At 68.0% G+C, this 22,691-nt stretch carries 26 protein-coding genes; 14 read left to right on the top strand and 12 right to left on the bottom strand.

Annotation, left to right across the window (positions count from 1 at the left end; translation table 11 throughout):
- The first annotated feature begins 2 nt into the window (after positions 1 to 2).
- Positions 3 to 536 (top strand): NUDIX hydrolase, encoded by a 534-nt coding sequence (locus tag C4E04_RS19730; RefSeq protein ID WP_109600245.1) that lies wholly within the window; start codon positions 3 to 5, stop codon positions 534 to 536.
- A gap of 140 nt (positions 537 to 676) precedes the next feature.
- A complete protein-coding gene (locus C4E04_RS19725; RefSeq protein WP_109600243.1) occupies positions 677 to 1,699 on the top strand; it encodes a zinc-binding dehydrogenase in 1,023 nt (340 codons plus the stop codon).
- A gap of 188 nt (positions 1,700 to 1,887) precedes the next feature.
- Here the strand turns inward: C4E04_RS19725 and C4E04_RS19720 are convergent, their stop codons facing one another.
- On the bottom strand, positions 1,888 to 2,175 hold the full coding sequence (locus tag C4E04_RS19720) for a GIY-YIG nuclease family protein (RefSeq protein WP_109600241.1): 288 nt from the start codon (positions 2,173 to 2,175) through the stop codon (positions 1,888 to 1,890).
- 231 nt (positions 2,176 to 2,406) lie between these two features.
- Positions 2,407 to 3,429 carry a glycosyltransferase family 4 protein gene (locus C4E04_RS19715; RefSeq protein ID WP_109600239.1) on the bottom strand — a complete coding sequence of 341 codons (1,023 nt, stop codon included), beginning with the start codon at positions 3,427 to 3,429 and terminating at the stop codon, positions 2,407 to 2,409.
- Positions 3,430 to 3,677: 248 nt separating this feature from the next.
- Between C4E04_RS19715 and C4E04_RS19710 the strand changes: the two genes are divergently transcribed.
- From C4E04_RS19710 to C4E04_RS19700, 3 genes are all read left to right on the top strand, one after another.
- Positions 3,678 to 4,847: a glycosyltransferase gene (locus C4E04_RS19710; RefSeq protein ID WP_109600237.1), complete on the top strand. Its 1,170-nt coding sequence runs from the start codon at positions 3,678 to 3,680 to the stop codon at positions 4,845 to 4,847.
- Between the two features lie 118 nt (positions 4,848 to 4,965).
- The gene (locus C4E04_RS19705; RefSeq protein WP_109601345.1) at positions 4,966 to 5,859 is read left to right on the top strand and encodes a lipid A biosynthesis lauroyl acyltransferase; all 894 of its coding nucleotides are present in this window, start codon (positions 4,966 to 4,968) and stop codon (positions 5,857 to 5,859) included.
- 29 nt (positions 5,860 to 5,888) lie between these two features.
- Positions 5,889 to 6,665 (top strand): thioredoxin family protein, encoded by a 777-nt coding sequence (locus C4E04_RS19700; protein ID WP_245416171.1) that lies wholly within the window; start codon positions 5,889 to 5,891, stop codon positions 6,663 to 6,665.
- 12 nt (positions 6,666 to 6,677) lie between these two features.
- On the opposite strand, the gene C4E04_RS19695 is transcribed toward C4E04_RS19700, so the two are convergent.
- The 3 genes from C4E04_RS19695 to C4E04_RS19685 form a co-directional block, all read right to left on the bottom strand.
- Positions 6,678 to 7,286 (bottom strand): TPM domain-containing protein, encoded by a 609-nt coding sequence (locus tag C4E04_RS19695; RefSeq protein ID WP_109600235.1) that lies wholly within the window; start codon positions 7,284 to 7,286, stop codon positions 6,678 to 6,680.
- Entirely contained in the window at positions 7,287 to 8,024 is a 738-nt protein-coding gene (locus C4E04_RS19690; protein WP_109601340.1) for a YgcG family protein, read from the bottom strand. It lies immediately after the preceding gene.
- Positions 8,025 to 8,178: 154 nt separating this feature from the next.
- Complete coding sequence (locus C4E04_RS19685; RefSeq protein ID WP_371682016.1) at positions 8,179 to 8,793, bottom strand: LemA family protein; 615 nt, start codon at positions 8,791 to 8,793, stop codon at positions 8,179 to 8,181.
- 133 nt (positions 8,794 to 8,926) lie between these two features.
- On the opposite strand from C4E04_RS19685, the gene C4E04_RS19680 reads away from it, so the two are divergent.
- The 3 genes from C4E04_RS19680 to C4E04_RS19670 all read left to right on the top strand — a co-directional run bounded on the left by C4E04_RS19680 (position 8,927) and on the right by C4E04_RS19670 (position 11,060).
- A complete protein-coding gene (locus C4E04_RS19680; protein WP_109600231.1) occupies positions 8,927 to 9,568 on the top strand; it encodes a LysE family translocator in 642 nt (213 codons plus the stop codon).
- 29 nt (positions 9,569 to 9,597) lie between these two features.
- Positions 9,598 to 9,909, top strand: coding sequence for a 4a-hydroxytetrahydrobiopterin dehydratase (locus tag C4E04_RS19675; RefSeq protein ID WP_371682015.1), 312 nt, complete (start codon positions 9,598 to 9,600; stop codon positions 9,907 to 9,909).
- 98 nt (positions 9,910 to 10,007) lie between these two features.
- Positions 10,008 to 11,060, top strand: a complete 1,053-nt coding sequence (locus tag C4E04_RS19670; RefSeq protein WP_245416170.1) for an Ldh family oxidoreductase — start codon at positions 10,008 to 10,010, stop codon at positions 11,058 to 11,060.
- 9 nt (positions 11,061 to 11,069) lie between these two features.
- On the opposite strand, the gene C4E04_RS19665 is transcribed toward C4E04_RS19670, so the two are convergent.
- The gene (locus C4E04_RS19665) at positions 11,070 to 11,855 is read right to left on the bottom strand and encodes an SDR family NAD(P)-dependent oxidoreductase (RefSeq protein ID WP_109600229.1); all 786 of its coding nucleotides are present in this window, start codon (positions 11,853 to 11,855) and stop codon (positions 11,070 to 11,072) included.
- An 83-nt stretch (positions 11,856 to 11,938) separates the two neighbouring features.
- Here C4E04_RS19665 and C4E04_RS19660 point away from each other — a divergent pair, with 83 nt between their 5' ends.
- The 3 genes from C4E04_RS19660 (at position 11,939) to rlmN (ending at position 14,577) form a co-directional block, all read left to right on the top strand.
- Positions 11,939 to 12,313: a YkvA family protein gene (locus C4E04_RS19660; protein ID WP_109600227.1), complete on the top strand. Its 375-nt coding sequence runs from the start codon at positions 11,939 to 11,941 to the stop codon at positions 12,311 to 12,313.
- 96 nt (positions 12,314 to 12,409) lie between these two features.
- Positions 12,410 to 13,114 (top strand): hypothetical protein, encoded by a 705-nt coding sequence (locus C4E04_RS21040; protein WP_162559486.1) that lies wholly within the window; start codon positions 12,410 to 12,412, stop codon positions 13,112 to 13,114.
- Positions 13,115 to 13,245: 131 nt separating this feature from the next.
- Positions 13,246 to 14,577 carry a 23S rRNA (adenine(2503)-C(2))-methyltransferase RlmN gene (rlmN, locus tag C4E04_RS19645; protein ID WP_109600221.1) on the top strand — a complete coding sequence of 444 codons (1,332 nt, stop codon included), beginning with the start codon at positions 13,246 to 13,248 and terminating at the stop codon, positions 14,575 to 14,577.
- Between the two features lie 22 nt (positions 14,578 to 14,599).
- On the opposite strand, the gene C4E04_RS19640 is transcribed toward rlmN, so the two are convergent.
- Positions 14,600 to 15,793, bottom strand: a complete 1,194-nt coding sequence (locus C4E04_RS19640; RefSeq protein WP_210204588.1) for a glycosyltransferase — start codon at positions 15,791 to 15,793, stop codon at positions 14,600 to 14,602.
- Positions 15,794 to 15,920: 127 nt separating this feature from the next.
- Between C4E04_RS19640 and C4E04_RS19635 the strand changes: the two genes are divergently transcribed.
- Positions 15,921 to 16,427, top strand: a complete 507-nt coding sequence (locus tag C4E04_RS19635; RefSeq protein ID WP_109600219.1) for a hypothetical protein — start codon at positions 15,921 to 15,923, stop codon at positions 16,425 to 16,427.
- 25 nt (positions 16,428 to 16,452) lie between these two features.
- Here the strand turns inward: C4E04_RS19635 and C4E04_RS19630 are convergent, their stop codons facing one another.
- Entirely contained in the window at positions 16,453 to 17,463 is a 1,011-nt protein-coding gene (locus C4E04_RS19630) for a YeiH family protein (protein ID WP_109601331.1), read from the bottom strand.
- Positions 17,464 to 17,557: 94 nt separating this feature from the next.
- On the opposite strand from C4E04_RS19630, the gene C4E04_RS19625 reads away from it, so the two are divergent.
- Positions 17,558 to 18,457, top strand: a complete 900-nt coding sequence (locus tag C4E04_RS19625) for a LysR substrate-binding domain-containing protein (RefSeq protein WP_109600217.1) — start codon at positions 17,558 to 17,560, stop codon at positions 18,455 to 18,457.
- Here C4E04_RS19625 and C4E04_RS19620 read toward each other — a convergent pair.
- From C4E04_RS19620 to C4E04_RS19605, 4 genes are all read right to left on the bottom strand, one after another.
- Positions 18,454 to 19,041: a histidine phosphatase family protein gene (locus C4E04_RS19620; protein ID WP_162559485.1), complete on the bottom strand. Its 588-nt coding sequence runs from the start codon at positions 19,039 to 19,041 to the stop codon at positions 18,454 to 18,456. The genes C4E04_RS19625 and C4E04_RS19620 overlap by 4 nt on opposite strands.
- Before the next feature lie 89 nt (positions 19,042 to 19,130).
- Positions 19,131 to 19,667 carry an RNA 2',3'-cyclic phosphodiesterase gene (gene thpR / locus C4E04_RS19615; protein ID WP_109600213.1) on the bottom strand — a complete coding sequence of 179 codons (537 nt, stop codon included), beginning with the start codon at positions 19,665 to 19,667 and terminating at the stop codon, positions 19,131 to 19,133.
- A 442-nt stretch (positions 19,668 to 20,109) separates the two neighbouring features.
- Complete coding sequence (locus C4E04_RS19610) at positions 20,110 to 21,156, bottom strand: aldo/keto reductase (RefSeq protein WP_109600210.1); 1,047 nt, start codon at positions 21,154 to 21,156, stop codon at positions 20,110 to 20,112.
- Between the two features lie 61 nt (positions 21,157 to 21,217).
- Positions 21,218 to 21,895, bottom strand: a complete 678-nt coding sequence (locus C4E04_RS19605; protein ID WP_245416169.1) for an arylesterase — start codon at positions 21,893 to 21,895, stop codon at positions 21,218 to 21,220.
- Between the two features lie 105 nt (positions 21,896 to 22,000).
- On the opposite strand from C4E04_RS19605, the gene C4E04_RS19600 reads away from it, so the two are divergent.
- The gene (locus C4E04_RS19600) at positions 22,001 to 22,690 is read left to right on the top strand and encodes an ABC transporter ATP-binding protein (RefSeq protein WP_109601327.1); all 690 of its coding nucleotides are present in this window, start codon (positions 22,001 to 22,003) and stop codon (positions 22,688 to 22,690) included.
- Position 22,691: the final 1 nt, after the last annotated feature.

Raw genomic sequence — 22,691 nt, 5'->3', positions numbered from 1 at the left:
CGATGCGCTGCAAGACCCTGTCGTCGGAGACGATTTACGAGGACCCATGGACCCGCGTCGTCCGGGACGAGGTCCGTTGGGACAATGGGCACCAGGGGACCTATTCGGTGGTGATCAAGCCGCCGGGCGTCAGCGTCATCGCCGTGACGTCCACCGGAAGCGTCATCCTGACGCGAGAGTTCCGCTATGCCCTGGGCGCATACAGCCTCGAGGCGGTGAGCGGAGCCATCGAGCCGGGCGAGGAGCCGGTCGATGCGGCCCACCGGGAACTCGTCGAAGAGATCGGCTTCAAGGCCGAGACCATGACCCCGCTCGGTCTGGTCCATCCGTTTACGGCCGGGGTGTCCTCGCCGAGCCATCTCTTCCTGGCCGAGGGACTGTCGCCGACGGCGACCAACCCCGATCCGGGCGAAGTCATCGAGCCGGTCGAGATGTCCCTGTCGGATGCCGTTGCGGAGGTCGTGGCGGCCCGCATCGTCCACGGGCCGACCTGCGTCGCCCTCCTGCTTGCGGAGCGTCATCTCGCGGCCCGGTAAAGAGGCCGGAGCTTGTCATCGGCAGGACCGGGCTTTAATCGCCTTCAGGAATATTCCATGTCATCCCCGGGCCCGTCCCGGGGACCGCGTTTCGCAGGGCTCTTCCGGCGGAACGGCGAGATACGTCAAGGATCGAACCCATGCGTGCCCTTCAGCTTTTCGGCGACCGCGACCTTCGCCTGACCGAGATGGACGCTCCGCCGCCGCCCGGCCCGGGCGAGGTGCAGGTGCGCGTGAAGGCGCTCGCCCTGAACTATCTCGACGTCTGGGGTTTTCGCGGCATGGCCTTCGCCAAGCGCAAGATGCCGCAGGCGGTCGGCGTCGAGGCTTCCGGCGAGATCGCGGCGGTGGGCGAGGGCGTGACCCGGTTCAAGGCCGGCGATCCGGTCACCATGTACGGCGCCGAGACCTGCGGCCATTGCAAGGCCTGCCGGGAGGGCCGCGACAATCTCTGCGAGAACGTTGCCGGCATCATGGGCTTCCACATCGACGGCTTCGCCCGTGAGCTGATCAACCGGCCGGAGCGGCTCGTCATCCCGGTGCCCCAGGGCGTATCCTTCACGGATGCGGCCTGCGCGCCCATCGGCTTCGGCACGGTCCAGCACATGCTCTTCGATAACGCGAAGCTGGAACCCGGCGAATCGATCCTCGTCCATGCGGGCGGATCGGGCATCGGCACGGCGGCCATCAAGATGGCCAAGGCCATCGGCTGCACGGTCTATACGACCGTTGGCGACGACGAGAAGGGCGAGAAGGCGAAGGCCCTGGGCGCCGACTACGTCGTCAACTACCGCACGGAGCGCTTTGAGGGCGAGGTGCGTCGCCTGACCAAGCGGAAGGGTGTGGACGTGGTGTTCGAGCATGTGGGCGCCGATACCTGGAACGGCTCGCTGCTCTGCCTCAAGCGGGGCGGACGCCTTGTGACCTGCGGCTCCACGAGCGGGGTCTCGACCACCATGAACCTCATGCAGCTCTTCCAGCAGCAATACCGGATCTTCGGCTCCTTTGGCTGCCGCATCGAGAACATTGCGCAATCCCTGGAGAAGATGGCCGGCGGCATGACGCCGGTGATCGATTCGATCTTCCCCCTCGACGATTTCCAGAAGGGGCTGGAGCGGCTGGAAAGCCGCAAGGTGTTCGGCAAGGTGGTCGTGACGTTCTGAGGTCGTGCACCGTCATTCCGGGACGGCCCAAGGGGCCGGGCCCGGAACCCATAAACGCTGAGCTTTATGAATAAGACGCAGCGGCTTTCGCGGCTCTCTATTCTGAGATGGTTGCGTTTATGGGTTCCGGGCTCCGCTCCGCGGCCCCGGAATGACGGGGAGGCACGCGCTGTCCCAGAATGACGATGTTACTGGTTGAGGATGAGATAGAGATCCGACCAGTCGGGGTTCATGTCTTCGATCAATCTGATCTTCCAATCCCGCCGCCATTTCTTGAGGCTCTTCTCTCGCGCAATCGCCTCATCGATGCGCTCGTAAGTTTCGTACCAGACAAGGCGCTGGACATCGTATTTTGCGGAAAAGCCGGGAATCGCTTTGGATTTGTGCTCATGGACGCGGCGGGACAGATCGTTGGTGACGCCAAGATAAAGCGTTCCATGCCGGCGACTGGCCAAGAGATAGACGTAGTAAGCCATGCTGCCTCGACTGATCTGGCAGCAAATGGTACTTAATTACAATAAGCTGACAAGCTCCTCCTCTGTCATTCCGGGGCGCACCTTTAGGTGCGAGCCCGGAACCCATACCCGCTAACGGTGCAGGATAAAGAGCGGCGGATTTCGCAGCTTCCCATTGTAAAACGTTGGTGTTTATGGGTTCCGGGCTCGCCTGCGGCGCCCCGGAATGACGGTGTGCTTATAGGCGAGCCCCTATCCCCTTGCGAGAACGTCCTCGATCACTGCGGCCGTCTCGGCGGCCCTGACGTCCCAGGAATGTTCGGCGGCGATCAGCCGGGCCCCGGCCTCGCCCATGGTCTTGGCTTTAGACGGGTCGGCCGAGAGGTCCGCGACGGCGCGGGCGAGCGCCTCCGGATCGCCCGACGGGACGACGAGGCCGCAGCCGCTGCCCCGGACGATATCCGCCATGCCCTTGAAGTCGCTGACCACCACCGGCCGACCGCAGGCCAGCATCTCGAAGAGTTTTAAGGGCGTGATGCCGTGGGCCGTGATGCCGCTGGGATCCACGCTCGGCACGAGCGCCGCCACAGCGCCGCGGATCAGGGCCGGCAGATCCTTCTGCGCGACCCGGTCGAGCCACGTCACGGGGGCCTGCGCTCCCTCGAGGGCGGCCCGCAGGCTCTCGTCGACGATCGGGCCGGCGAGCAGCAGGTCGGTCCCGTCAGGCCAGCCCGGGGAGCGGGCGGCCTGGAGCATCACCTCGACCCCATGCCAGCGCGTCATGCCGCCGAAGAACAGGACATAGGGCCGTGTCCTGCGGGTCTGCGGGCCTTCGGGCGTGAAGAGTCTGGTGTTCGCCCCGTTGCCCACGTGGAAGGCGCGGACATGGCCGGCCTCCGCCGAGCCCCACGTGACGAGCTGGGGCGTGACGGCGATGAGCGCGCTCGCCCAGCGGTATTGCAGCCGCTGGAGGGCCGAGAGGATCCTCTTCAGGCGCCGGAAGCGCGGATGGGTCACGAAGGCCTCCGCATAGACCCCGTTGATCTCCTGGATCGTCGGCTTGCCTAGGATCCTCGCGGCGAGCGCAATGGGAAAGGCCGCGAAATGGGAGCGGAAATAGACGATGTCGGCCCGTGGTAGGCCCGCCAGGCCCGCGACGGTGATGCGGGCATAGCGCCCGAGCTGGCCGAAGAGGCCGCTGCGGGAGGCCCCGCGCTCCGCCCGCAGGGCCACCGGATAGCCGCGCCGCTCCAGGCCCTCGCAGATCTCCAGCACATGGGTCGCGGCGGCGCTGCCCGGGACGATGCGCTCACAGCAGACATAGAGGATGCGGGATTTCGGGGCGGAGGGCAGGGGAGGGCTCGCGGGTTCGGGAAACGAGCGGCCTTGTACAAAGCCGCTGCGGCTCCGTCGAGTGTTTCGCCCGTGTTACTGGACAACCTCGCCCGTGCGGTCTATCGGCGCGGTTGAAGCCTCGGACTCGTCTGGGATCGATCCGATGCTCGAGAGGATTTTCGCCGCTCATGCGCATCGCCGTCGTCGATTTCCATTCCCTGGCCAACGATTCGCGCGTGCTGCGGACGGCCGAGGCCCTGCACGGGGCCGGGCACGAGGTCCTGCTCGTCGGCTACGGGCCGGCGCCAGAGGGCGTGCCCTATCGGGTCGCGCTCCTGCCCCGGCTGCCCTCGCCCTTCGTCATCCGGGCCGGAATCCTGCTGCGGCAGGCCCCGGCCAACCTGCTGCCGGCCTCCTCGCATCTCTTCTACTGGCTCCACGAGGGGCGGCGGGCGGCGCGGCGGATCCTGCGCGACTTCCGGCCCGAGGCGGTCCACGCCAACGATTGGACGACCCTGCCGCTCGCCCTCGACGCCAAGGCCCGCTTCGGGGCGCGCATCGTCTATGACAGCCACGAGATGGCGATCGCCGAGTATGAGCACAGCCTGAAATGGCGGATCGCGGCGCTTGCCCATGTGCGGGCCATCGAGGGACGCGGCATCCGGGCTGCCGATGCGGTCATCACCGTGAGCCCCGGCATCGCCGAGGCCCTGGCCGAGGCCTATCCGGGCCTGCCGAAGCCTGCCATCATCCGTAACGTTCCGGCCGCGGCCCTGGCGCCGTTCCGGCCCGTGGGTGAGCGGATCGAGGTCCTGTTCCACGGCCTTCTGCGCGACAATAGGGGCCTGGAGGCGATCCTCGATTCCCTGCCGCGCTGGCGCAGCGAGTTCCGCCTGACCCTGCGCGGGCAGGCGGCGCCTGCCTATCTCGCGGCCCTGAAGGCCCGTGCCGAGGCGCGGGGCGTGGCGGACCGGGTTCGCTTCGAGCCGGCGGTTGCTCCCCAGGAGGTGGTCTCCCGGGCCGCCGAGGCGGATGTGGGGCTGTGCATCCTGCCGGATTCGAGCCGCCACAACCGCTTCGCCCTGCCGAACAAGCTGTTCGAATACCTGGCGGCAGGCCTCGCGGTCGTCACCTCGCCCCTGCCCGACATGGCCGAGATCGTGACCCGCTTCGAATGCGGGCGCCTCGCGGCCGACGATGCGGATGCCATTACGGAGACTATCAACAGCCTCGACCGTCCCGCCCTCGACCGCATGAAAAGGCAGGCCCTCGCGGCTGCCGCTGCCTTGAGCTGGGACCGGGAGCGGGAGGTCCTGACGGGCCTCTACGACCAATTATCGCGCACGTCCGGCACTTGACGAAGCCGGGCAGGCGCGGAAAGACGCGGTCTCTTTTCGCGATCCCGTTTCAGGAGAATCCGTGGTTCATCGTTCCCAACGCCCTCGCAGCCTGGCCTCGCGCCTGACCGAGACGGTCATGGTCGGCCTGGTGCGGAGCGTCTTCGCCCTGTCGCGGGCCCTCGGCCCCGAGCGGTCCGGCGCCGTCGGCGCGGCGCTGGCCCGCGCCATCGGCCCCTTCCTTCCGGCCCACAAGACGGCCCTTGCCAATATCCGGGCCGCCTATCCGGGCAAGCCGGAGGCCGAGGTGAGGGCGCTCGCGCGGGCCGCCTGGGACAATCTCGGCCGGGTCGGCGGTGAATACCCGCATCTCGGGGCCCTGTTCGACTACGACCCGGACCGGCCCGAGCCCGGCCGGACGGAGGTGGACGGGATCGAGCACTTCCTTAGCCTGCGGGACGACGAGAAGCCCGGCATCATCTTCTCGGCCCATCTCGCCAACTGGGAATTGCCGGCGATCTGCGCCGCCCGGTTCGGGCTCGACGCGACGGCGGTGTTCCGCGCGCCCAACGATCCGGCCATCGCGCGGGTGCTGCACGAGATCCGCTCCGAGACCATGGGCGGTCTGGAGGCGGCCCGCCAGGGAGCGGCCTTCGCCATGCAGGGGGCGCTCGAGAAGGGCGGCCATCTCGGCATGCTCATCGACCAGCATTTCACCCGCGGCGTGATCGTGAACTTCCTTGGCCGGCCGGCCCTGGTGAATCCCATCCTCGGCAAGTTCGCCCGCCGGTTCGACTGCCCGGTCCACGGGGTGCGGGTGATCCGCCTGCCCGGCTACCGCTTCCGGCTCCAGCTCACTCCGCCCCTCGACCTGCCCCGGGACGCTGAAGGACTCATCGACGTGCAGGGCGCCATGCAGGCCATGACCTCCGTGGTCGAGGAGTGGGTGCGGGAACACCCCGAGCAATGGCTATGGATGCACAGGCGCTGGCGGGTGCCGGCCGGAACTCAAGCTAACGTGAGTTCCCCTTGAGGCCGGATTCGTGTTCCATGGGGATCACCATGGTGTCACGTTCGAACATGTCCCGCCCGCAGGCGGCCCTGACGCTCCTGGGGCTTGCTGCCGTCGCGCAGTCCGCCTTCGTGCAGCCCGCTTCGGCCGAGCCGCCGCGAGCCGTCGTGGAACTCTTCACCAGCCAGGGCTGCTCGTCCTGCCCGCCCGCCGATGCGCTCCTGGCCGGCATGGCGCGCCGGTCCGACATCGTGGCGCTCTCGTTCCCGGTGGATTACTGGGACTATCTCGGCTGGAAAGACACCCTGGCCCAGCCCCTCTTCACGGCGCGGCAGAAGGCCTATGCGGCCACCCGCAGCGACCGGCAGGTCTATACGCCCCAGGTCATCGTGAACGGGATGAAGCCCTGCATCGGCTCCGACTGGTCCAAGGTCGAGACCTCCATCCAGAGCACCACCGAGGGGCGCGGAACCCTGCCGGTGGACGTGAGCCTCAAGGAGGAGGCCGGAACCGTCACCATCTCGGTCGCGGAGCCGCCTCGGGCCCTGGAGGGCCGCAAGTCCCGCGGCGAGGTCTGGGTCCTGCCGGTCATGCGCGAGCAGAAGGTGGCCATCGGCCGGGGCGAGAACCGGGGCAAGACCGTCACCTACGCCAACGTGGTGCGCGGCATGAGGCGCGTGGGGGAATGGCAGGGCGGCTCGGCCCGCTTCCAGGTGTCCCTGACCGAAGCTCGGGGCGAGGCGGACGGCTATGTGGTGCTCATCCAGTCCGGCGACGGCACGAAGCCGGGTCCGATCCTGGGTGCCGCGAAGGGCGGCAATCTCTGAGAGGCGGTCGCCTCAGAGCACGAAGACCTTGTTCGGCAATTCGTCGACGTCATCGAAGCGGGGCGGAGCATGCTCGGCGAGGATGGCGCCCGTGCGCCTCACGGCCGCGACGAGCCCGTCTGTCAGGCGGCCCTCCCGGATCCTGTCCGTCAGCTCGTCGACAATGCCGCGCCACACTTCCGGCCCGACCCGGTCGGCGATCCCCGTATCGGCCATGATCTCCGCATGGTGCTCGGCCAGGGCGACATAGATCAGCACGCCCGTGCGCTCCCGGGTGCGGGTGAGGCCGCGGCCGAGGAATTCCCGCCGGGCCGTCTCGCGGGCCCGCGCCCTCTTGATGAAGCGCGGCACCAGCGCGTGCCGCCGGGATGGAAACGACAGGAAGATGCTCAGGAACAGCGCGACGAGGAGCTGGATCAGGAAGATGCGGGCCGGGCCGAGCGTGGTGATCGCGATCAGCGGCCAGGGCACCACAAGGGCCGCAAGCAGCGCCCAGAGCACGGGAAACGAGCGATAGCTGCTCGCCTGCTCGGACACGACGACGACAATCTCGCCGGTCGTGAGGTCCTCCGCCTCGCGGATCGCCTGGCTCAGGCGGGCATGGTCTTCGGACGAGATCATCTACCAGCTCCCCGATGCGCCGCCGCCGCCGGAGGAGCCGCCCCCTCCGGAAAATCCGCCGCCGCCCGACCAGCCTCCGCCGGAGCCGCCGGACCAGCCGCCCCCCGTGGGAATGATCCAGGGCCCGCCGCCGCGGCCGCGCCGCAGGGGGCGGCCGCGGGCGTCGCGGACGATGTTCGAGATCACGATAAAGAGAAACACCATGACGACGATTGCGACCCACGGATCGATGGAATCGCTCTCGTCCGCCCGCACCTGGGCGCGCCGCTGCCATTCCTCGGCATCGCCCGTGAGGATCGACAGGATGGCGTCGACGCCCGCGTCGATGCCGCCCGCGAAATCGCCCTTCTGGAACTGGGGCGCGACGGCCGTCGTGATGATGACCTTGGAGAGCGCATCCGTAAGGGCGCCTTCCAGCCCGTAGCCCACCTCGATGCGGACCTTGCGCTCCTTGGGGGCGACGAGGAGCAGGACACCGTTGTTCTTGTCCTTCTGCCCGAGCTGCCAGTGGCGGAAGAGCCGGTTCGCGTAATCCTCCACCTCGTAGCCTTCGAGGGACGGCACGGTCGCGACCACCACCTGATCCGAGGTCTTGTCCTCGTGGGCCTTCAGCTTGGCCTCCAGCGCCGTCCGCTCCTCGGGTTTCAGGAGGTTCGCGGCATCGACCACCCGGCCGGTCAGGGCCGGGAAGGACTGGGCGAGGGCGAGGAGGGGGAAGAGAAAAGCGATCCAAAGAATGAGGAGGCTGAACGCACGCCTGCCCTCTCCCCCCTTGCGGGGGAGAACTGGAGAGGGGGGTGTTGGCGCTGGACTGAAACCAGCATAGCGCCGGCACCCCCACCCCGACCCTCCCCGCAAGGGGGAGGGGAAAGGGTGCGCGCCTGTCATCAGCCTAGAACTTCACGGCCGGCGGGCGGTCGGAATTGGGCGTGGCCGTGAAGGTCTCCATCGGCTTGGCGTCCGGATAGAGCACTGCCGCGATCCAGCGGCCCGGGATCGTCCGCAGCTCCGTATTGTAGGCCCGAACGGCCTCGATGTAGTCGCGCCGGGCCACCGCGATGCGGTTCTCGGTGCCTTCGAGCTGGGATTGCAGGGCCAGGAAATTGGCGTTCGACTTCAGCTCCGGATAGCGCTCGACCGTTACGAGCAGGCGCCCGAGGGCGCCGGAGAGCTGGTTCTGGGCATCCTGGAACTGGCGGAATTTTTCAGGATCGGTCACCGTCGAGGCATCGACCTTGACCTGCGAGGCCCTGGCGCGGGCCTCGGTCACCTGGGTCAGCACCTCCCGCTCCTGGTTGGCGAAGCCCTTCACGGTTTCGACCAGGTTGGGAATCAGGTCGGCCCGGCGCTGGTACTGGTTCTGCACCTCGCTCCAGGCGGATTTCGCCCGCTCCTCGAGGGTCGGCACGTTGTTGATGCCGCAGGCGGAGAGCCCGAAGGCCATGGCCACCACGGCCAGGGCGACGCGAAACCGCGCCGGCAACAGCAAACCCGTCATGTGTGTCATCTCGCGAATCGGTCACCCTTTGGTCGGCTTCACAAATGGGGCAAGGTCGGCCGTTCGCCAAGCGTCTTCCCTATGGCGGGAGGGGCCGTGGTGGGGCATAATCCCCCGCAATTTCCCGTAAAGAGCTTTTCCCATGACCTTTCTGCCGGATCTGAGCACGCTTCTCACCTATTCGCTCGCCTGCACGGTCCTGTTCATTACGCCCGGGCCGGACATGAGCCTCTTCCTGGCGAAGACCATGGCGGGCGGCCGCAAGGCCGGCATGGCGGCCATGCTCGGCGCCATGGTGGGATGCTGCGTTCATACCCTGCTGGCGGCGCTCGGCCTCTCGGCCCTGCTGGCAGCCTCCGTCACGGCCTTCACGGTCCTGAAGATCGTCGGCGCGCTCTATCTGCTCTGGCTCGCCTTCGACGCGGTCCGCCATGGCTCGGCCCTCCACGTAAGGGAGGAGGGCCGGATCGAGGTGTCGTTCTGGAAGACCTTCATGGTCGGGGTCGGCATCAACCTGACGAACCCGAAGGTCGTGCTGTTCTTCGTGACCTTCCTGCCGCAATTCGTCCAGGCGAGCGACCCGCACGCTTCCGAGAAGCTCCTGTTCCTGGGCCTTTATTTCGTCGCCCTCACGGCCCCGATGGGCGCCGCAATGATCATGGGCGCCGACCGGGTCCTGGCGCTCCTGCGCGGCCGTCCGAAGCTCATGCGCGGGATCGACTATTCCTTCGCGGGCCTGTTCTCGGCCTTCGCGCTCAGGATCCTGGCGACCTCGGCCCGGTAGGGCCGCCCCGATCATCCGCCACAGGAGCGATGCAGGCCATGAGACCCCTGACCGATACGGAGCGCGCCGAACTCCTGCCGGCCCTCGAAGGCTGGAGCCTCGTCGAGGGGCGGGACGCCATCCGCAAGCAGTTCGTCTTCGATGACTTCGGCGCTGCCTTCGCGTGGATGAGCCGGGTCGCACTCGCGGCCGAGAAGGCGAATCACCATCCGGAATGGTTCAACGTCTACAACCGGGTCGACGTCACCCTCTCGACCCACGATGCCAAGGGCCTCACCCGCCGCGATATCGAGCTGGCGCAGAAGATGGACCTTTTCGCAAGCGGCCGGACCGAGCGCTGACGCCTCGGACCCGAAGCTTTCGCCTGAAGAAACTCCCGGGACTTGCCTTTAGGGCACCGGACCGGAAAAACGGTTCGCGCAGTCACAGGAGATGCGCGATGTCCGAAACGATGGCCCGTTCGAGCGAAGATCTACGGTTTCCCGCCGGGATCCTGGAAGAGCGGGTGCGCGCGGCCTTGCGCGATGCCGGCGCCGACGAGCCGTCCGTTACGGCGGCCACGCGGGCGATGATGCATGCCTCCCGTCTCGGCGTCGACAGCCACGGGGTGCGGCTCGCGCCCTTCTATGCCGAGGAGCTGCGGGGCGGCCGCGTCAACGGCCGTCCGAATCTCAAGGTGCAGCGCACGGCGGCCGCGACCGCGATGCTGGACGCCGACCAGGGGCTCGGCCACGTGGCGGCCTATGCGGGCATGGAAGAGGCCTGCCGGATCGCCAAGGAAAGCGGCATCGGGGCGGTCGGCATCGCCCGCTCGACCCATTACGGGGCGGCGGGCGCCTATGCGTTCGCGGGAGCGGAACGCGGCTTCATCGCGATCTCGACCACGAATGCCGATTCGCTCGTCTCCCTGCACGGCAGCACGATGCCGTTCCACGGCACCAACCCGATCGCGGCCGCGGCCCCCGTCACGGGCGCGAATCCGTGGCTTCTCGACATGGCGACTTCCTCGGTCCCGTATAACCGGATCCTGCTCTTCCGTTCCCTGCAGCGGGAATTGCCCGCCGACGTCGCCGCCGATCTCGACGGCGAGCCGACCCGCGATCCCCATCTCGCCAAGATGCTGACGCCCCTGGGCGGCCAGAATTTCGGGTTCAAGGGCGCGGGCCTCGCAGGCCTGGTGACGATCCTGTCGGCAGTCCTTTCCGGTGCGACGCCCGATCCCTTCGTTCCGGCCATGAATCCGGACGAGGGAAATCTCGAGCCTTACGACATCGGCCATTTCTGCCTCGCGATCGATCCGGAGCGCTTCGTCGGCCGGCAGGCCTACGATGCCCTGATGGCCCAGTATCTGGCGGGATTGCGGGCAACGCCCGGAAAGAACGGCGCCTCGACCCTCGCGCCCGGCGACCGGGAATGGAAGGTCATGGAGGAGCGCGAGCGGGACGGGATCCCGGTCGATCCCGACACCGCCCGGTCTCTCGGCCTCGCCTGAGGCCGGCCCCTATTTGGGCTGCATGCGCAGGGCCCCGTCGAGGCGGATCGCCTCCCCGTTGAGCATGTCGTTCTCGAGGATGCTGCGCACGAGCGTGGCGTATTCCTCCGGCCGGCCGAGGCGGGACGGGAACGGCACGTTGGCCTCCAGCGCCTTGCGGTAATCCTCCGCGATGCCCTCGAAGAGAGGCGTCTGGAACAGGCCCGGCATGATCGTCATCACGCGGATGCCGAAGCCCGAGAGGTCCCGCGCCACCGGCAGGGTGAGGCCGAGCACGCCGCCCTTCGAGGCCGCATAGGCCGCCTGGCCGATCTGCCCGTCCTGGGCCGCCACCGAGGCGGTGCTGACGATGACGCCCCGCCCGCCATCCTCCGTGACCGGGTCGAGCCCCGCCATGGCGGCCGCGCATTTGGCGATCATCGCATAGGTGCCGATGAGGTTGATCTCGATGGCGCGGCGGAAGCTCGCGATATCGTGAGCCACGAGCTCGCCGGTCTCGCGCTTCTTGGTGACGGTGCGCTTGCCCGGCGCGATGCCGGCGCAATTGACCAGGATGCGCTCGACCCCGTGGGCAGCCCGCGCCTTGGCGAGCGCCGCATCGATGGAGGCCTCGTCGGTCACGTCTGCCTCGCAGAACAGGCCGCCGATGGCGCGCGCATGCTCCTCGCCCCGCTCGACATCCCGGTCGAGGATCGCCACCTTGACGCCTTCGGCGGCGAGCATCCGCGCCGTGGCGCCGCCCAGGCCCGAGGCGCCCCCGGTCACGATGGCTGCCATCTTTTCGTCGAGCTTCATGCGTTTTCTCCCGTATGAGGTGTCGATGTCATAGGGCATGATCCGCCGGGTTGGAATGAAAGGCACCGAAGGAGCACGAAGGAATGAGCGAGTTCACACGGCCGTTCACCAAGGCCGAGATGGACGCCATCCGCCGGGAGGCCGGCGCAGAGAACGGCGTCGCCCGGAAGTTCTGGGACAAGCTGAGGCGCGTGGGCGGCAAGATCCCGTTTGCCGAGGATCTGGTGGCCGCCTTCTATTGTGCCGTCGATCCGACGACGCCGAAGCGCGTCAAGGTCATCCTCATGGGCGCCATCGCGTATTTCATCCTGCCGACCGATGCGGTGTCGGACTTCCTGCCGCTGATCGGCTTTGCGGACGATGCGGCGGTGCTCGCCACCGCCATCGCGCAGGTGGCCGGCTCGATCACGGACGAGCACCGGGCCCGGGCCAAGAAGACTCTCGACGGGTCGGAGTGAGGCTGCCGCCGCGTTTCGACGCATCGCCAACGGGCAGGTGCGGGCTTAACCGGGATGGTGAAAAGTTCTTAACCATCTCGCCCTAAAGTTCGCTCCATGATTCTCGCATCCCTTCAGCGCGGCTTGGCCGCGGGTGTCATCACCGCCGCTTTCGCCCTCGGGACGGGGCCTGGTGCCCTGGCCCAGCCTGCCAAGAAGCCGGCGCCGAGCGCGCCGGCCAAACCGGCTGCCAAGCCCTCCGCCAAGGCGCCCGAAAAGGCGCCGGCCAAAGGTTCGGCCGCAAAGCCGGCTGCTGCGGCCGCAGGCGCGGCCGGTGCAGCCGCGGCCGCCAAGGGCACCCAGGCCTCCACGGGCCCGGGCGGCGCCACCCTTCTGGCGTCCTATGGCGACTGGGGTGTCTACACGGCCAAGACGGGCCGCTCCGAGATCTGCTACGCCCTGAGCCAGCCCAAGGATCGGCAGCCGAAGAATCTCAACCGCGACCCGGCTTATCTCTTCGTCTCGTTCCGCCCGGCCGAGAACGTGAAGAACGAGGTGGCGGTGGTGCTCGGCTTTACGGCCAAGGATAACGGCCCGGCCGAGGCCGCGATCGGCAAGGCGACCTTCGCGCTCCTGACCAAGGATGCCAATGCCTGGCTGAAGAACCCGGCCGAGGAGAGCCAGGCCATCGCCACCATGGGCAAGGCCGGAAGCGTGATCGTGAAGGCCCAGTCGGCCCGCGGCAACCAGCTCACCGACCGCTATTCCCTGACCGGCTTCGGCCAGGCCCTCGACCGCGCCCGCAAGGAATGCTCGAACTAGCCGGGACCGTCTGGCTGAGATTGTCCGGGCTTTCCGGCGGCCGGACACGAAATCGTCGGGCCCTCTCACGTTTCCGACGCAATCGTGTTATAAGCCGCCCTCGATCCCATATAGCGAAGGCGTGATTTCCCATGGCGACGGCGCTCGACATCGCCAAGCACAACACCAATGCGGCCCCCGTGTCCGTGAGCGATTCCGCGCGCGCGCCCGGCCGGGACGCCCTGTCCCGGGATGCCCTGTCCATTGAGAAGAAGGCCGAGTTCACGGTCGCGGCCGCCGGCCAGTCCTCCCTGGTGGGCCTGACCCGCGACGAACTGAAGGACAAGCTGGCGGCCATCGGCGTGCCCGAGCGCGAGCAGAAGATGCGCGTCGCCCAGCTCTGGCACTGGATCTATTTCCGGGGCGCCAGAGACTTCGACGAGATGACCAATGTGGGCAAGCCCCTGCGGGCAGCCCTGAAGGACGCCTACACCCTGGCGCGGCCGCAGGTCGTCTCCGAGCAGGTGTCGAAGGACGGCACCCGCAAGTGGCTCATCCGCATGGCCTCCACCGGCCCCCTCGACAAGGGCGCCGAGATCGAGTGCGTCTACATCCCCGAGACCGACCGCGGCACCTTATGCGTGTCGAGCCAGGTGGGCTGCACGCTGACCTGCTCGTTCTGCCACACGGGCACCCAGCGCCTGGTGCGCAACCTGACCTCCGCCGAGATCGTGGCCCAGCTGATCGTGGCCCGCGACTGCATCGGCGACTGGCCGGACGCGACGCCGCCTGAGGGCGCCTTCGTGCCGTCGGATGGCGGACGCTTCGTGTCCAACATCGTGTTCATGGGCATGGGCGAGCCCCTCTACAACACCGACAACGTGGTCGCGGCCATCGGCGTTTTGTCGGACAACGAGGGCCTCGGCCTCTCGCGCCGGCGCATCACGGTCTCGACCTCCGGCGTCGTGCCGCAGATGGAGCGCCTCGGCGCCGAGGCGAACACCATGCTCGCCATCTCGCTCCACGCGGTGCGCGACGACCTGCGCGACGTGCTGGTGCCGATCAACCGCAAATACGACATCGCGCAGCTCCTCGACGCCTGCCGGGCCTATCCGGGCCTGTCGAACGCCCGGCGCATCACGTTCGAATACGTGATGCTCAAGGGCGTAAACGATTCGGACGCGGATGCGCGCGAGCTCGTGCGCCTGCTCAAGGGCATTCCGGCGAAGATCAACCTGATCCCGTTCAACCCCTGGCCGGGCTCCAAATACGAGTGCTCCGACTGGGAGCGGATCGAGCGCTTCTCGGAGATCGTGTTCCGGGCCGGCTACGCCTCGCCCGTGCGCACTCCCCGCGGCCGCGACATCCTGGCCGCCTGCGGCCAGCTCAAGAGCGAGACCGAGAAGCTGCGCGCCCGCGCCCGCATGATGGCCGAACAGGGCATCGGGGCTGAGGGCGTCTACGCGGTGGGGAACGGGGGGTAGGAACAGGATTCTGTCTCGGGCATCAGGCACGAGATGTCCTGTCTATCTCGGCGAGCCTGTACAGGAGAGCCATGGCGGTCTCCTGCGTCGGAAGGGCTGCGATCTCATCCCTGATCCGCTCGGCGGCTAGCCGGTGAGCGGAGCTTGCAAGAAGCCTGGCGGCCTCCCGCCGGACCATCTCGGGCGTGCAATCCATGGGGTCCAGGACACCTGCCACGCCCAGCTCTTCGCAGCGCTGCGCATTGAACGGTTGGTCCGCCCCCATGGGGAGCAGCAGCATCGGGATCCCATGCGAGAGGGCCCCGAACACCGTTCCCGAGCCTGCATGAGACACGACCAGCGCGCAGTGCGGAAGCAGCGCCTCCTGGCTGACATATCTTTCGACCCTGACATTCTCAGGCTGAGGTCCAAGCTCCCGAGGATCGATCTGTGGGCCGACCGTTACGATCACATTGACGGGGAGTGCCCGCAATCCTTCGAGCAGACGGGCGAAGAGATCACCCGATTCCACATTGAAGACGGTTCCAAGGGTCACGTAGACGCTCGGCCGGTCGGACAGCTCCGCAATCCAGGCCGGCGGCGGATCCTCACCGGCCTGATCGGGATGGAATGAAAGCGCCGTGCTCGGAAGAGGGCTGTGGGGATCACGCAGGCTTGGCGGAAAAGGCGAGAGGACGAGGTGGCGGCTCAGCATGGCGAGGTCGGGGTCAGGAGGCAGGCCATGCTCGGTTCTGAGCGCGTTCAAAGGCTCCGCGAGAAGGTGGTGGCGCGCCAAGATCCCGGATGCGATGACGAGAATCGTCGCGTGCGGGACCGACAGGCGCTCGGCTGCGACCATGCTGCCGAAATCCATCTCGTCGCACACCAGCAGATCCGGCTTCCAACCGGCCGCCAAGGCAAGGATGCCTGAGGCGCGCTGCCGGGCGATGCGGCCGGCATAGCCATCGCGGACGGCACGGATTTCCCGCTCCATGTCGAGCCGGCGCAGAGGCTGGCGCTCGGCTTCGTCCCCAAAAGTGTTCCCACCGGTCTCGTGTGCCTGGAATCCATGGCGTCTTACGGTGGGCAGGAGGGCTGCCTGTGCCCCGAAGGCGACCTCATGCCCCACTGCCGCCATGGCACGGGCAATCGGCAGCAAGGGAATGAAGTGACCTGCGCCACCGGCGAAGGTGAAAAGCACGCGCACGGAAAGGCTCCACTCTTTGCGGCGCGGCATCCTAGTGTCCTGACTGGAAGCCGAGCAATGTCCCGACCAGTGCACGTCCGGTTTATCCGCAGCGCACATCACGCGGGCCATGGCGGTCCGGCAGACGTCCCCGGCGACCCGTGCTATAGGCGGCGATATGATCCGCTGGCTTCTCCTCATCCCCCTCGCGCTGCTCATCGCCATCGGCGCCGGCACCCTGTTCCTCTTCGTCGCGTCCCTGGTCGACCCGCTCATGGGGAGCCTGACCGGCGACACGCTGCTGGTCGGGTTCTGGGTCTTCGTGGACGAGGTGTTCTCGTCGGAGGATCCGGGGCCGATGATCGCCGAGGCGGCCTTCGCGGTCGCCCGCGTGGCCTTCCTGCTCCTGGCCTTCCCGCCCATCCTTGTGGCCGTGGTGAGCGAGGTGATCCGGGCCCGCAGCCTCGTCTGGCATATGGGCGCTACGGCCGCCCTGACGGCTGCGATTCCCTGGGTTTTGCGCGGCAGCGCCCGCGTCGCGACCCCGGCAGAGCTGCATGTGAGCGCCGTTCTCGGCCTGACCGGCGCCGTGGCCGGCCTCGTCTATTGGGCGATCGCCGGTCGCGACGCGGGCGGCGCGAGGCCCGCCCCGCACCCGCCACTCTCGGGCGGGACGGCACCCTGATCCCGTCCTCCGCGCCCGGGAGGTCTTAAGCGACGCCGAGCAGGCGGATCAGCACGAGGCTGATGGAGAGGAGCACGAGGAGCGACAGGCTGACCGCGAGCGTCACGCGCCCGCCGACGCGGCCGAGCACCCGCAGGTCCACCCCGAGGCCGAGGGCCGCCATGGACACAATGGTGAGCGCCGTCGCGGTGGGCATCACGCCGCGCAGCACCATGTCCGGAATGGCGCCCAGGGAGCGCAGGGCCGCGAGGGCCAGGAAGCCGAGGATGAACCACGGCACGAGGCGCTTGAACGACAGGGTGGCGGTTCCGGAGCCGCGGCCGGCCAGGACCGAGAGCAGGATCACCACGGGGCCGAGCATCAGGACGCGGACCAGCTTCACCAGGGTGCCGAGCTGGGTGCTCACCACGCCCACCGGCATGGTGGCGGCCAGGACCTGCGGCACCGCATAGACGGTCAGCCCGGCCAGGATGCCGTACTGGGTCTCGGTCATGCTCAGCAGCGGCACGAGAAGCGGCAGGGACAGCACCACGACGACCCCGAGGATCGCCGTGAACGCGATGGAGGAGGCCACGTCCTCGCTCTTGGCGTCGATGACCGGCGCGACCGCCGCGATGGCCGAGTTGCCGCAGATGGAGTTGCCGCAGGCGACCAGCACCCCCATGCGCCAGGGCAGGCCGAGCAGCCGGCACAGGGTGAAGCTCGCCCCGATGGCCGCAAAGACCACGACCGCGATGCCCAGGATGAGGCCGGTGCCGGCCTCGGCCACAGCCTGGAAGCTGATCGAAGCGCCGAGTAGCACCACGGCGATCTCCAGCAGGGTCTTGCCGCTGAAGACGATGCCCGGGAGATAGCGCATGCCCGGGGTCCAGGCGGTCCGGATGGCGGTGCCAAGAAGAATCGCGATGACGAGGGCCTCGATCCAGGGCCGCCCGGTCCAATGCTCCTCAACCAGCTGGAGACCGAAGGCAACGACGGAGATCGCCATGCACAGAAGCACGCCCGGGGCATTCCGTGTCCAACCCGTTGCCGCCATGGAAAACATCCTTTTCGTAAGATCTCCGGTTGTCGTGGGCCTCCTCGTGTCATAACTCAAATACATATTTGTCATTGAAACATGCATTTTAGTTATGTCTCTGAACCTGCATCTCCTCCGGCTCTTTGAATCCGTGGCGCGGCACCAAAGCTTCTCCCGGGCCGCCGAGGCGCTGCATGTGAGCCAGCCGGCCGTCTCGAAAGGGGTGCGGGAGCTCGAAGCGCAACTCGGCACCCCACTTCTGGAACGCGGCCCCGGCGGCGTGCGCCCCACCGAGGCCGGCCGGATTCTCCTCGTCCATGCCCGAACGGTGTTCTCGGCCGAGCAGGCCGCTGAGGATGCGCTCGGGGCCCTGCGGGGCCTGCGCGGCGGGACCCTGCGCATCGGGGCCTCGACCACCATCGCGACTTATTTTCTGCCGCCCCTGCTCGGCGCCTTTCACCGGGCCTATCCGGACGTGGATCTTCGCCTCACGAGCGCCAACACGGTCACGGTCGCGGACCTTCTGATGCGGCGGGAGCTCGATGTGGCCCTGGTGGAAGGGCCCCTCGATCCGGGCGAGATCCTCGTCCAGCCCTGGCGCGAGGACGAGCTGGTCTTCATCGCGGCCGCGAACCACCCGCTCGCGTCCCGGCCCGGCCCCCTGCCGCTCAAGGCCTTGGCGGACGAGACCATCGTGCTGCGTGAGCCGGGCTCGGGCACTCGCGATACCGCCTGGAACGCCCTCGCGCAGGCGGGCTTCACGCCCCGCCGCATTCTCGAGATCGGCGGCAACGAGGTCATCATCCGCGTCGTGGCCGCGGGCCTCGGCATCGGCATCCTGTCCGCCGTGGCGGTAGCCGATCAGGAGGCCCTCGGGCGGCTGAGGACTCTACCCGTTGCAGGGATCACCATCCGGCGCCTTCTCACGCGCCTCGTCCTGCCCAACCGCCAGCCGAGCCCGGCGACGGTCGCGTTCGACCGGCTGCTCGATGGTCAACAGACAAAAATCTAGTCCCGGCCGTGATCCTCGACCGTGCGCCAGTCCCGGAGCAGGGCGAGGGGATTGCGCCCGATCACCAGAGAACAGCCGCCGCCCGCATGGGGCGGGCGCGTGCCCTTTCCGATGGGTACGTTCTGGAGATGGTCGGTGAGCAGGCTGCCGACGCCCCCGTGGGACACGACGACGATGTCGCCGGAGGTTTCGTCCGCGGCAGCGCGCTGGATCGCTCTCAGGATGCGCGCCTGCGCGTCGACGGCCCGTTCCCACCCGCGGATGCTCTCGTCGGGGCGCCCGAAGAACTCCGCTACCACCTCCCAGAATTCCGGCGGCGCGATGTAGCCCGTGGCGGAGCGGTCGTTCTCGCCGAGTTCCGGATCGACCGCGACCGGAAGGCCGAGCCGCTCGGCCACGATCTCGGCCCCGTCCCGGGCCTTGCGCTCGGCGCTCGCATAGACGGCCGTGACGCCGGATTCCGCGATGGTTTCGGCGAAACGCTCCATGCGGGCGCGCCCAACGGCTGAGAGCGGCCATTCGGGCACCGGCTGGTGCGGGTCGATGACCACTTCGGGATGGGTAACGAAGATGAGGGAGGACATGGGCGGCACGGGCAAGGACACGGGTGACGGGTTAGGCGACGCATAGCCGATCCGGCCTGCCCCGTCGACGGGGCTTCGGGCGAGGGATCCTATCCCAGCGGATAGGCGGCCTCGACCACATAGGGTCCGCCGCCGACCGTGTTCCGCGAGGAGAACAGCACGAAGCGCGGTGCCGTGAAGGTGAGCTTCTGAAACGGGCTGCGGGCCGCGAAGTAATCCGCCACGGCGAGGGGCGAGGCATCGCGCAGACGCGCCAGGGTCACATGCGGCGTGAACCGGCGCTTTTCCGGCGGCAGCCCGACCCGGCGCACCAGGCGCTCGTGCTCCGATTGCAGATCGCTCATGTCCGGCGAGGCGGAGGCGCGGGCGAAGATCACCCGTGGCCGGTCGCCGCCGAAACTGTCGAGACCTTCGAGCGTGACGGTGATCGGCGCCCGCCGCCGGCCCTCGCCGAGGACCGACAGGACATCCTGCGCGGTCCGCTCGTCGATGTCCCCGATGAACCGAAGGGTGATGTGGTAATTCTCGGGATCGACCCAGCGCGCCCCCGGCAGGCCGCCTCGGTAGGCGGACAGCATCAGGCCGATCTCGGCCGGGATCTCGAGGCCGGTGAACAGGCGGGGCATGAGAACCTCCCGACCGTCGCGGGTCTTGGTGCGGATGGCGGGGACAGGCGCGCCGCCCCGGCAGGGTGCAGAATCAGACGATCGGCGGCCCGCTTGGTTCCGAGAGGACGCCTTCCGTCATTCCGGGGCCGCATAGCGGAGCCCGGAACCCATAACCGCTGACGAAGCAGGATAAAGAGCAGCGGTTAACGCAGCTCTTTCTTCTGACACGGTGGTGTTTATGGGTTCCGGGCCCGGCCAACGGCCGTCCCGGAATGACGGTGAGTGCACGACCTGTTCCCCTCCCCCTTGTGGGGAGGGCTAGGGTGGGGTGCAGGCGCTGTGCTGAATCCAGGCTGGCGCTCACACCCCCACCTCCAACTCTCCCCCACAAGGGGGGAGAGGGCACGGTAACGCTTCCCGAGTATTCCTGGGATTCGCCCGAAGGGGTGCGGATTCCCCCTTACGGGCAGGGGTTGCAGTGCTCCAGGTGGATGGCGTCGATGCGCTTTTCGAGCTCTTCCGTGATGGTCACGTCGATGGACGCGATGTCCGTCTTCAGCTGCTCCATCGAGGTCGCGCCGATGATGTTGGACGTCACGAAGGGGCGGGAATTCACATACGCGATGGCCAGCTGGGCCGGGTCGAGGCCGAATTCCCGGGCGAGCGCCAGGTACTTGCGGATCGCCGGCTCGGCCCCCGGGGTCTCGTAGCGCTGGCCCCGGTTGAAGAGGGTCGTGCGCGTGCCCGCCGGGCGGGCCCCGTCCAGATACTTGCCGGTCAGGTAGCCCTGGGCGAGGGGCGAATAGGCGAGCAGGCTCACCTCCTCGCGCAGGCTCACCTCGGCGAGCGCCACCTCGTAGGTGCGGTTGAGGAGGTTATAGGCGTTCTGGACCGACTGCACCCGCGGCAGGCCGGCCTTCGCCTCGGCGGCCTTGAGGAACGTCATGGTGCCCCAGGCGCTCTCGTTCGAGAGGCCGAAATGGCGGATCTTCCCGGCCTTCACCAGGTCGCCCATGATCTCGACCGTCTCGGCGATGGGGTGCGAGTCGCCTTCCTGGTGCCGGTAGATGGTCGGGTTCGAGCCCCACGACATCGGGCGGTCCGGGAAATGGATCTGGTAGAGATCGATGTAATCGGTGCCGAGCCGCTTCAGGCTCTTGTTCACGGCCTCCTCGATCTGGGCCCGGGAGAGCTCGGTCGGGGAGCCGTCGTCCCGGAACCAGGTATTGCCGGAGCGGCCCACCACCTTCGAGGCCAGGATGACCTTGTCGCGCTTGCCGCGCGCCTTGAACCAGGAGCCGATGATGCGCTCCGTCGACCCTTGAGTCTCCGGCCGCGGCGGAATGGAATAGAGCTCCGCGGTGTCGAAGAAGTTGATGCCCTGGTCGAGGGCATAATCCATCTGGGCATGGCCCTCGGCCTCGGTGTTCTGCTGGCCCCAGGTCATGGTGCCGAGGCAGATGAGGCTGACATCGAGGTCCGTGCGGCCGAGGCGGCGATATTGCATAGGCAAGGCTCCTCGCGGCGGGAGCCGCCGCGTTCAGGCAGGAACGGGGCGCCGACGGGCGTCAGCGCCGGGGGAGGGTGGCGAGAAACTTCTCGACGGTGGGCAGGATGCGTCCGACGATGATCTCGATCCCCTTGGCCGTAGGATGCAGGCCGTCTTGGAGATTGAGGCTGGCGTCGCCGGCGACTCCGTCCAGGAAGAAGGGATAGAGCACAAGGCCGTGCTTCTGCGCAACGTCCGGGTAGAGGGAATCGAATTTCTCGGCGTAATCGGCCCCGAGATTGCGCGAGGCCGCCATGCCGGCGAGCATCACCGGAATGTTGCGGTCCTTCAGCCGCTCGACGATGGTCTCGATGGCCTTGCGGGGAATGGCGGGGTCGAGCCCGCGCAGCATGTCGTTGGCGCCGAGTTCGAGGATGACCCCGTCGGTCCCATCGGGGACGGACCAGTCGAGCCTGTCGAGGCCGCCCGAGGCGGTATCGCCCGAGACGCCCGCATTGGCGATCTGCACATTGTAGCCTTTCGCCTTGAGGGCCCGCTCCAGCGCGGCCGGAAAGGCTGCCTCCTGGGGCAGGCCGTAGCCCGCCGTGAGGCTGTCGCCGAGGGCGACGAGGCGGATCGGCTCGCCTTCGGACGGGGGACGAGGAGTGTCCTGGGCCGGAGCCGGGACCGGGGCCAGGAAGGTGAGAACGGCGGTACACGCAAAAATGATCGCCATGAGCGGGCCGGATTGGCGCATCGTCGAAAGGCTTCCCATATGGTCTGGACTGAATCGGGTTGACGCCCGGCCGTTCTCAGGCCGGGCGCGTCGGCGGGATTTTCTCAAAAGATCGGGTGGATGGGCATGCAGGACAAGGCCATTGCGCTGCAGGACGTGGACCTGAGCCTCGGGCGGGGCGCCGCGCGGGTCCATATCCTGAAGGGTGTTTCCCTTGCGATCGGGCGCGGGGAGGCCGTGGGCCTCGTCGGCCCGTCGGGCTCCGGAAAATCCACCCTCCTCATGACCATGGCGGGCCTGGAGCGGCCCGATTCCGGCAAGGTCCTGGTGGACGGGACAGACCTGTCCGTCCTCGACGAGGACGCGCTCGCCCGCTTTCGCGGCCGGCGCATCGGCATCGTGTTCCAGTCCTTCCACCTCATCCCCACCATGACGGCCCTCGAGAACGTGGCCCTGCCCCTGGAGCTGGCCGGGGAGGGCGACGCTTTCGAGCGGGCCGAGGCGGAGCTGCAGGCGGTCGGCCTGGGGCACCGCCTCCACCATTATCCGGCCCAGCTCTCGGGCGGCGAGCAGCAGCGGGTGGCCATCGCCCGCGCCATCGTGCCGAACCCGGCGATCCTCGTGGCGGACGAGCCGACCGGCAATCTCGACGAGAGCACCGGCGGCTCCATCGTCGACCTCCTCTTCGCGCTCCGGCGTGACCGGGGCGCGACCCTGGTCCTCGTGACCCACGACCTGAACCTCGCCCGCCTGTGCGACCGCACCGTGCGCCTGCGCTCGGGCCGGGTCGACGCCGATGCGGCGGCGCTCGCCTGAG

The sequence above is a fragment of the Microvirga sp. 17 mud 1-3 genome, assembly GCF_003151255.1.
Classification (GTDB): Bacteria; Pseudomonadota; Alphaproteobacteria; order Rhizobiales; family Beijerinckiaceae; genus Microvirga.
This window is presented reverse-complemented; position numbering and strand designations above follow the sequence as displayed.

What these genes read in the sequence shown, in the direction of transcription:
- C4E04_RS19730 (WP_109600245.1), top strand. Translation starts at nt 3, where the DNA reads ATGCGCTGCAAGACCCTGTCGTCGGAGACGATTTACGAGGACCCATGG.
- C4E04_RS19725 (WP_109600243.1), top strand. Translation starts at nt 677, where the DNA reads ATGCGTGCCCTTCAGCTTTTCGGCGACCGCGACCTTCGCCTGACCGAG.
- C4E04_RS19720 (WP_109600241.1), bottom strand. Translation starts at nt 2,175, where the DNA reads ATGGCTTACTACGTCTATCTCTTGGCCAGTCGCCGGCATGGAACGCTT.
- C4E04_RS19710 (WP_109600237.1), top strand. Translation starts at nt 3,678, where the DNA reads ATGCGCATCGCCGTCGTCGATTTCCATTCCCTGGCCAACGATTCGCGC.
- C4E04_RS19705 (WP_109601345.1), top strand. Translation starts at nt 4,966, where the DNA reads ATGGTCGGCCTGGTGCGGAGCGTCTTCGCCCTGTCGCGGGCCCTCGGC.
- C4E04_RS19700 (WP_245416171.1), top strand. Translation starts at nt 5,889, where the DNA reads ATGGTGTCACGTTCGAACATGTCCCGCCCGCAGGCGGCCCTGACGCTC.
- C4E04_RS19695 (WP_109600235.1), bottom strand. Translation starts at nt 7,286, where the DNA reads ATGATCTCGTCCGAAGACCATGCCCGCCTGAGCCAGGCGATCCGCGAG.
- C4E04_RS19685 (WP_371682016.1), bottom strand. Translation starts at nt 8,793, where the DNA reads ATGACACACATGACGGGTTTGCTGTTGCCGGCGCGGTTTCGCGTCGCC.
- C4E04_RS19680 (WP_109600231.1), top strand. Translation starts at nt 8,927, where the DNA reads ATGACCTTTCTGCCGGATCTGAGCACGCTTCTCACCTATTCGCTCGCC.
- C4E04_RS19675 (WP_371682015.1), top strand. Translation starts at nt 9,598, where the DNA reads ATGCAGGCCATGAGACCCCTGACCGATACGGAGCGCGCCGAACTCCTG.
- C4E04_RS19670 (WP_245416170.1), top strand. Translation starts at nt 10,008, where the DNA reads ATGTCCGAAACGATGGCCCGTTCGAGCGAAGATCTACGGTTTCCCGCC.
- C4E04_RS19665 (WP_109600229.1), bottom strand. Translation starts at nt 11,855, where the DNA reads ATGAAGCTCGACGAAAAGATGGCAGCCATCGTGACCGGGGGCGCCTCG.
- C4E04_RS19660 (WP_109600227.1), top strand. Translation starts at nt 11,939, where the DNA reads ATGAGCGAGTTCACACGGCCGTTCACCAAGGCCGAGATGGACGCCATC.
- C4E04_RS21040 (WP_162559486.1), top strand. Translation starts at nt 12,410, where the DNA reads ATGATTCTCGCATCCCTTCAGCGCGGCTTGGCCGCGGGTGTCATCACC.
- rlmN (WP_109600221.1), top strand. Translation starts at nt 13,246, where the DNA reads ATGGCGACGGCGCTCGACATCGCCAAGCACAACACCAATGCGGCCCCC.
- C4E04_RS19640 (WP_210204588.1), bottom strand. Translation starts at nt 15,793, where the DNA reads ATGCCGCGCCGCAAAGAGTGGAGCCTTTCCGTGCGCGTGCTTTTCACC.
- C4E04_RS19635 (WP_109600219.1), top strand. Translation starts at nt 15,921, where the DNA reads ATGATCCGCTGGCTTCTCCTCATCCCCCTCGCGCTGCTCATCGCCATC.
- C4E04_RS19630 (WP_109601331.1), bottom strand. Translation starts at nt 17,463, where the DNA reads ATGGCGGCAACGGGTTGGACACGGAATGCCCCGGGCGTGCTTCTGTGC.
- C4E04_RS19625 (WP_109600217.1), top strand. Translation starts at nt 17,558, where the DNA reads ATGTCTCTGAACCTGCATCTCCTCCGGCTCTTTGAATCCGTGGCGCGG.
- C4E04_RS19620 (WP_162559485.1), bottom strand. Translation starts at nt 19,041, where the DNA reads ATGTCCTCCCTCATCTTCGTTACCCATCCCGAAGTGGTCATCGACCCG.
- thpR (WP_109600213.1), bottom strand. Translation starts at nt 19,667, where the DNA reads ATGCCCCGCCTGTTCACCGGCCTCGAGATCCCGGCCGAGATCGGCCTG.
- C4E04_RS19610 (WP_109600210.1), bottom strand. Translation starts at nt 21,156, where the DNA reads ATGCAATATCGCCGCCTCGGCCGCACGGACCTCGATGTCAGCCTCATC.
- C4E04_RS19605 (WP_245416169.1), bottom strand. Translation starts at nt 21,895, where the DNA reads ATGCGCCAATCCGGCCCGCTCATGGCGATCATTTTTGCGTGTACCGCC.
- C4E04_RS19600 (WP_109601327.1), top strand. Translation starts at nt 22,001, where the DNA reads ATGCAGGACAAGGCCATTGCGCTGCAGGACGTGGACCTGAGCCTCGGG.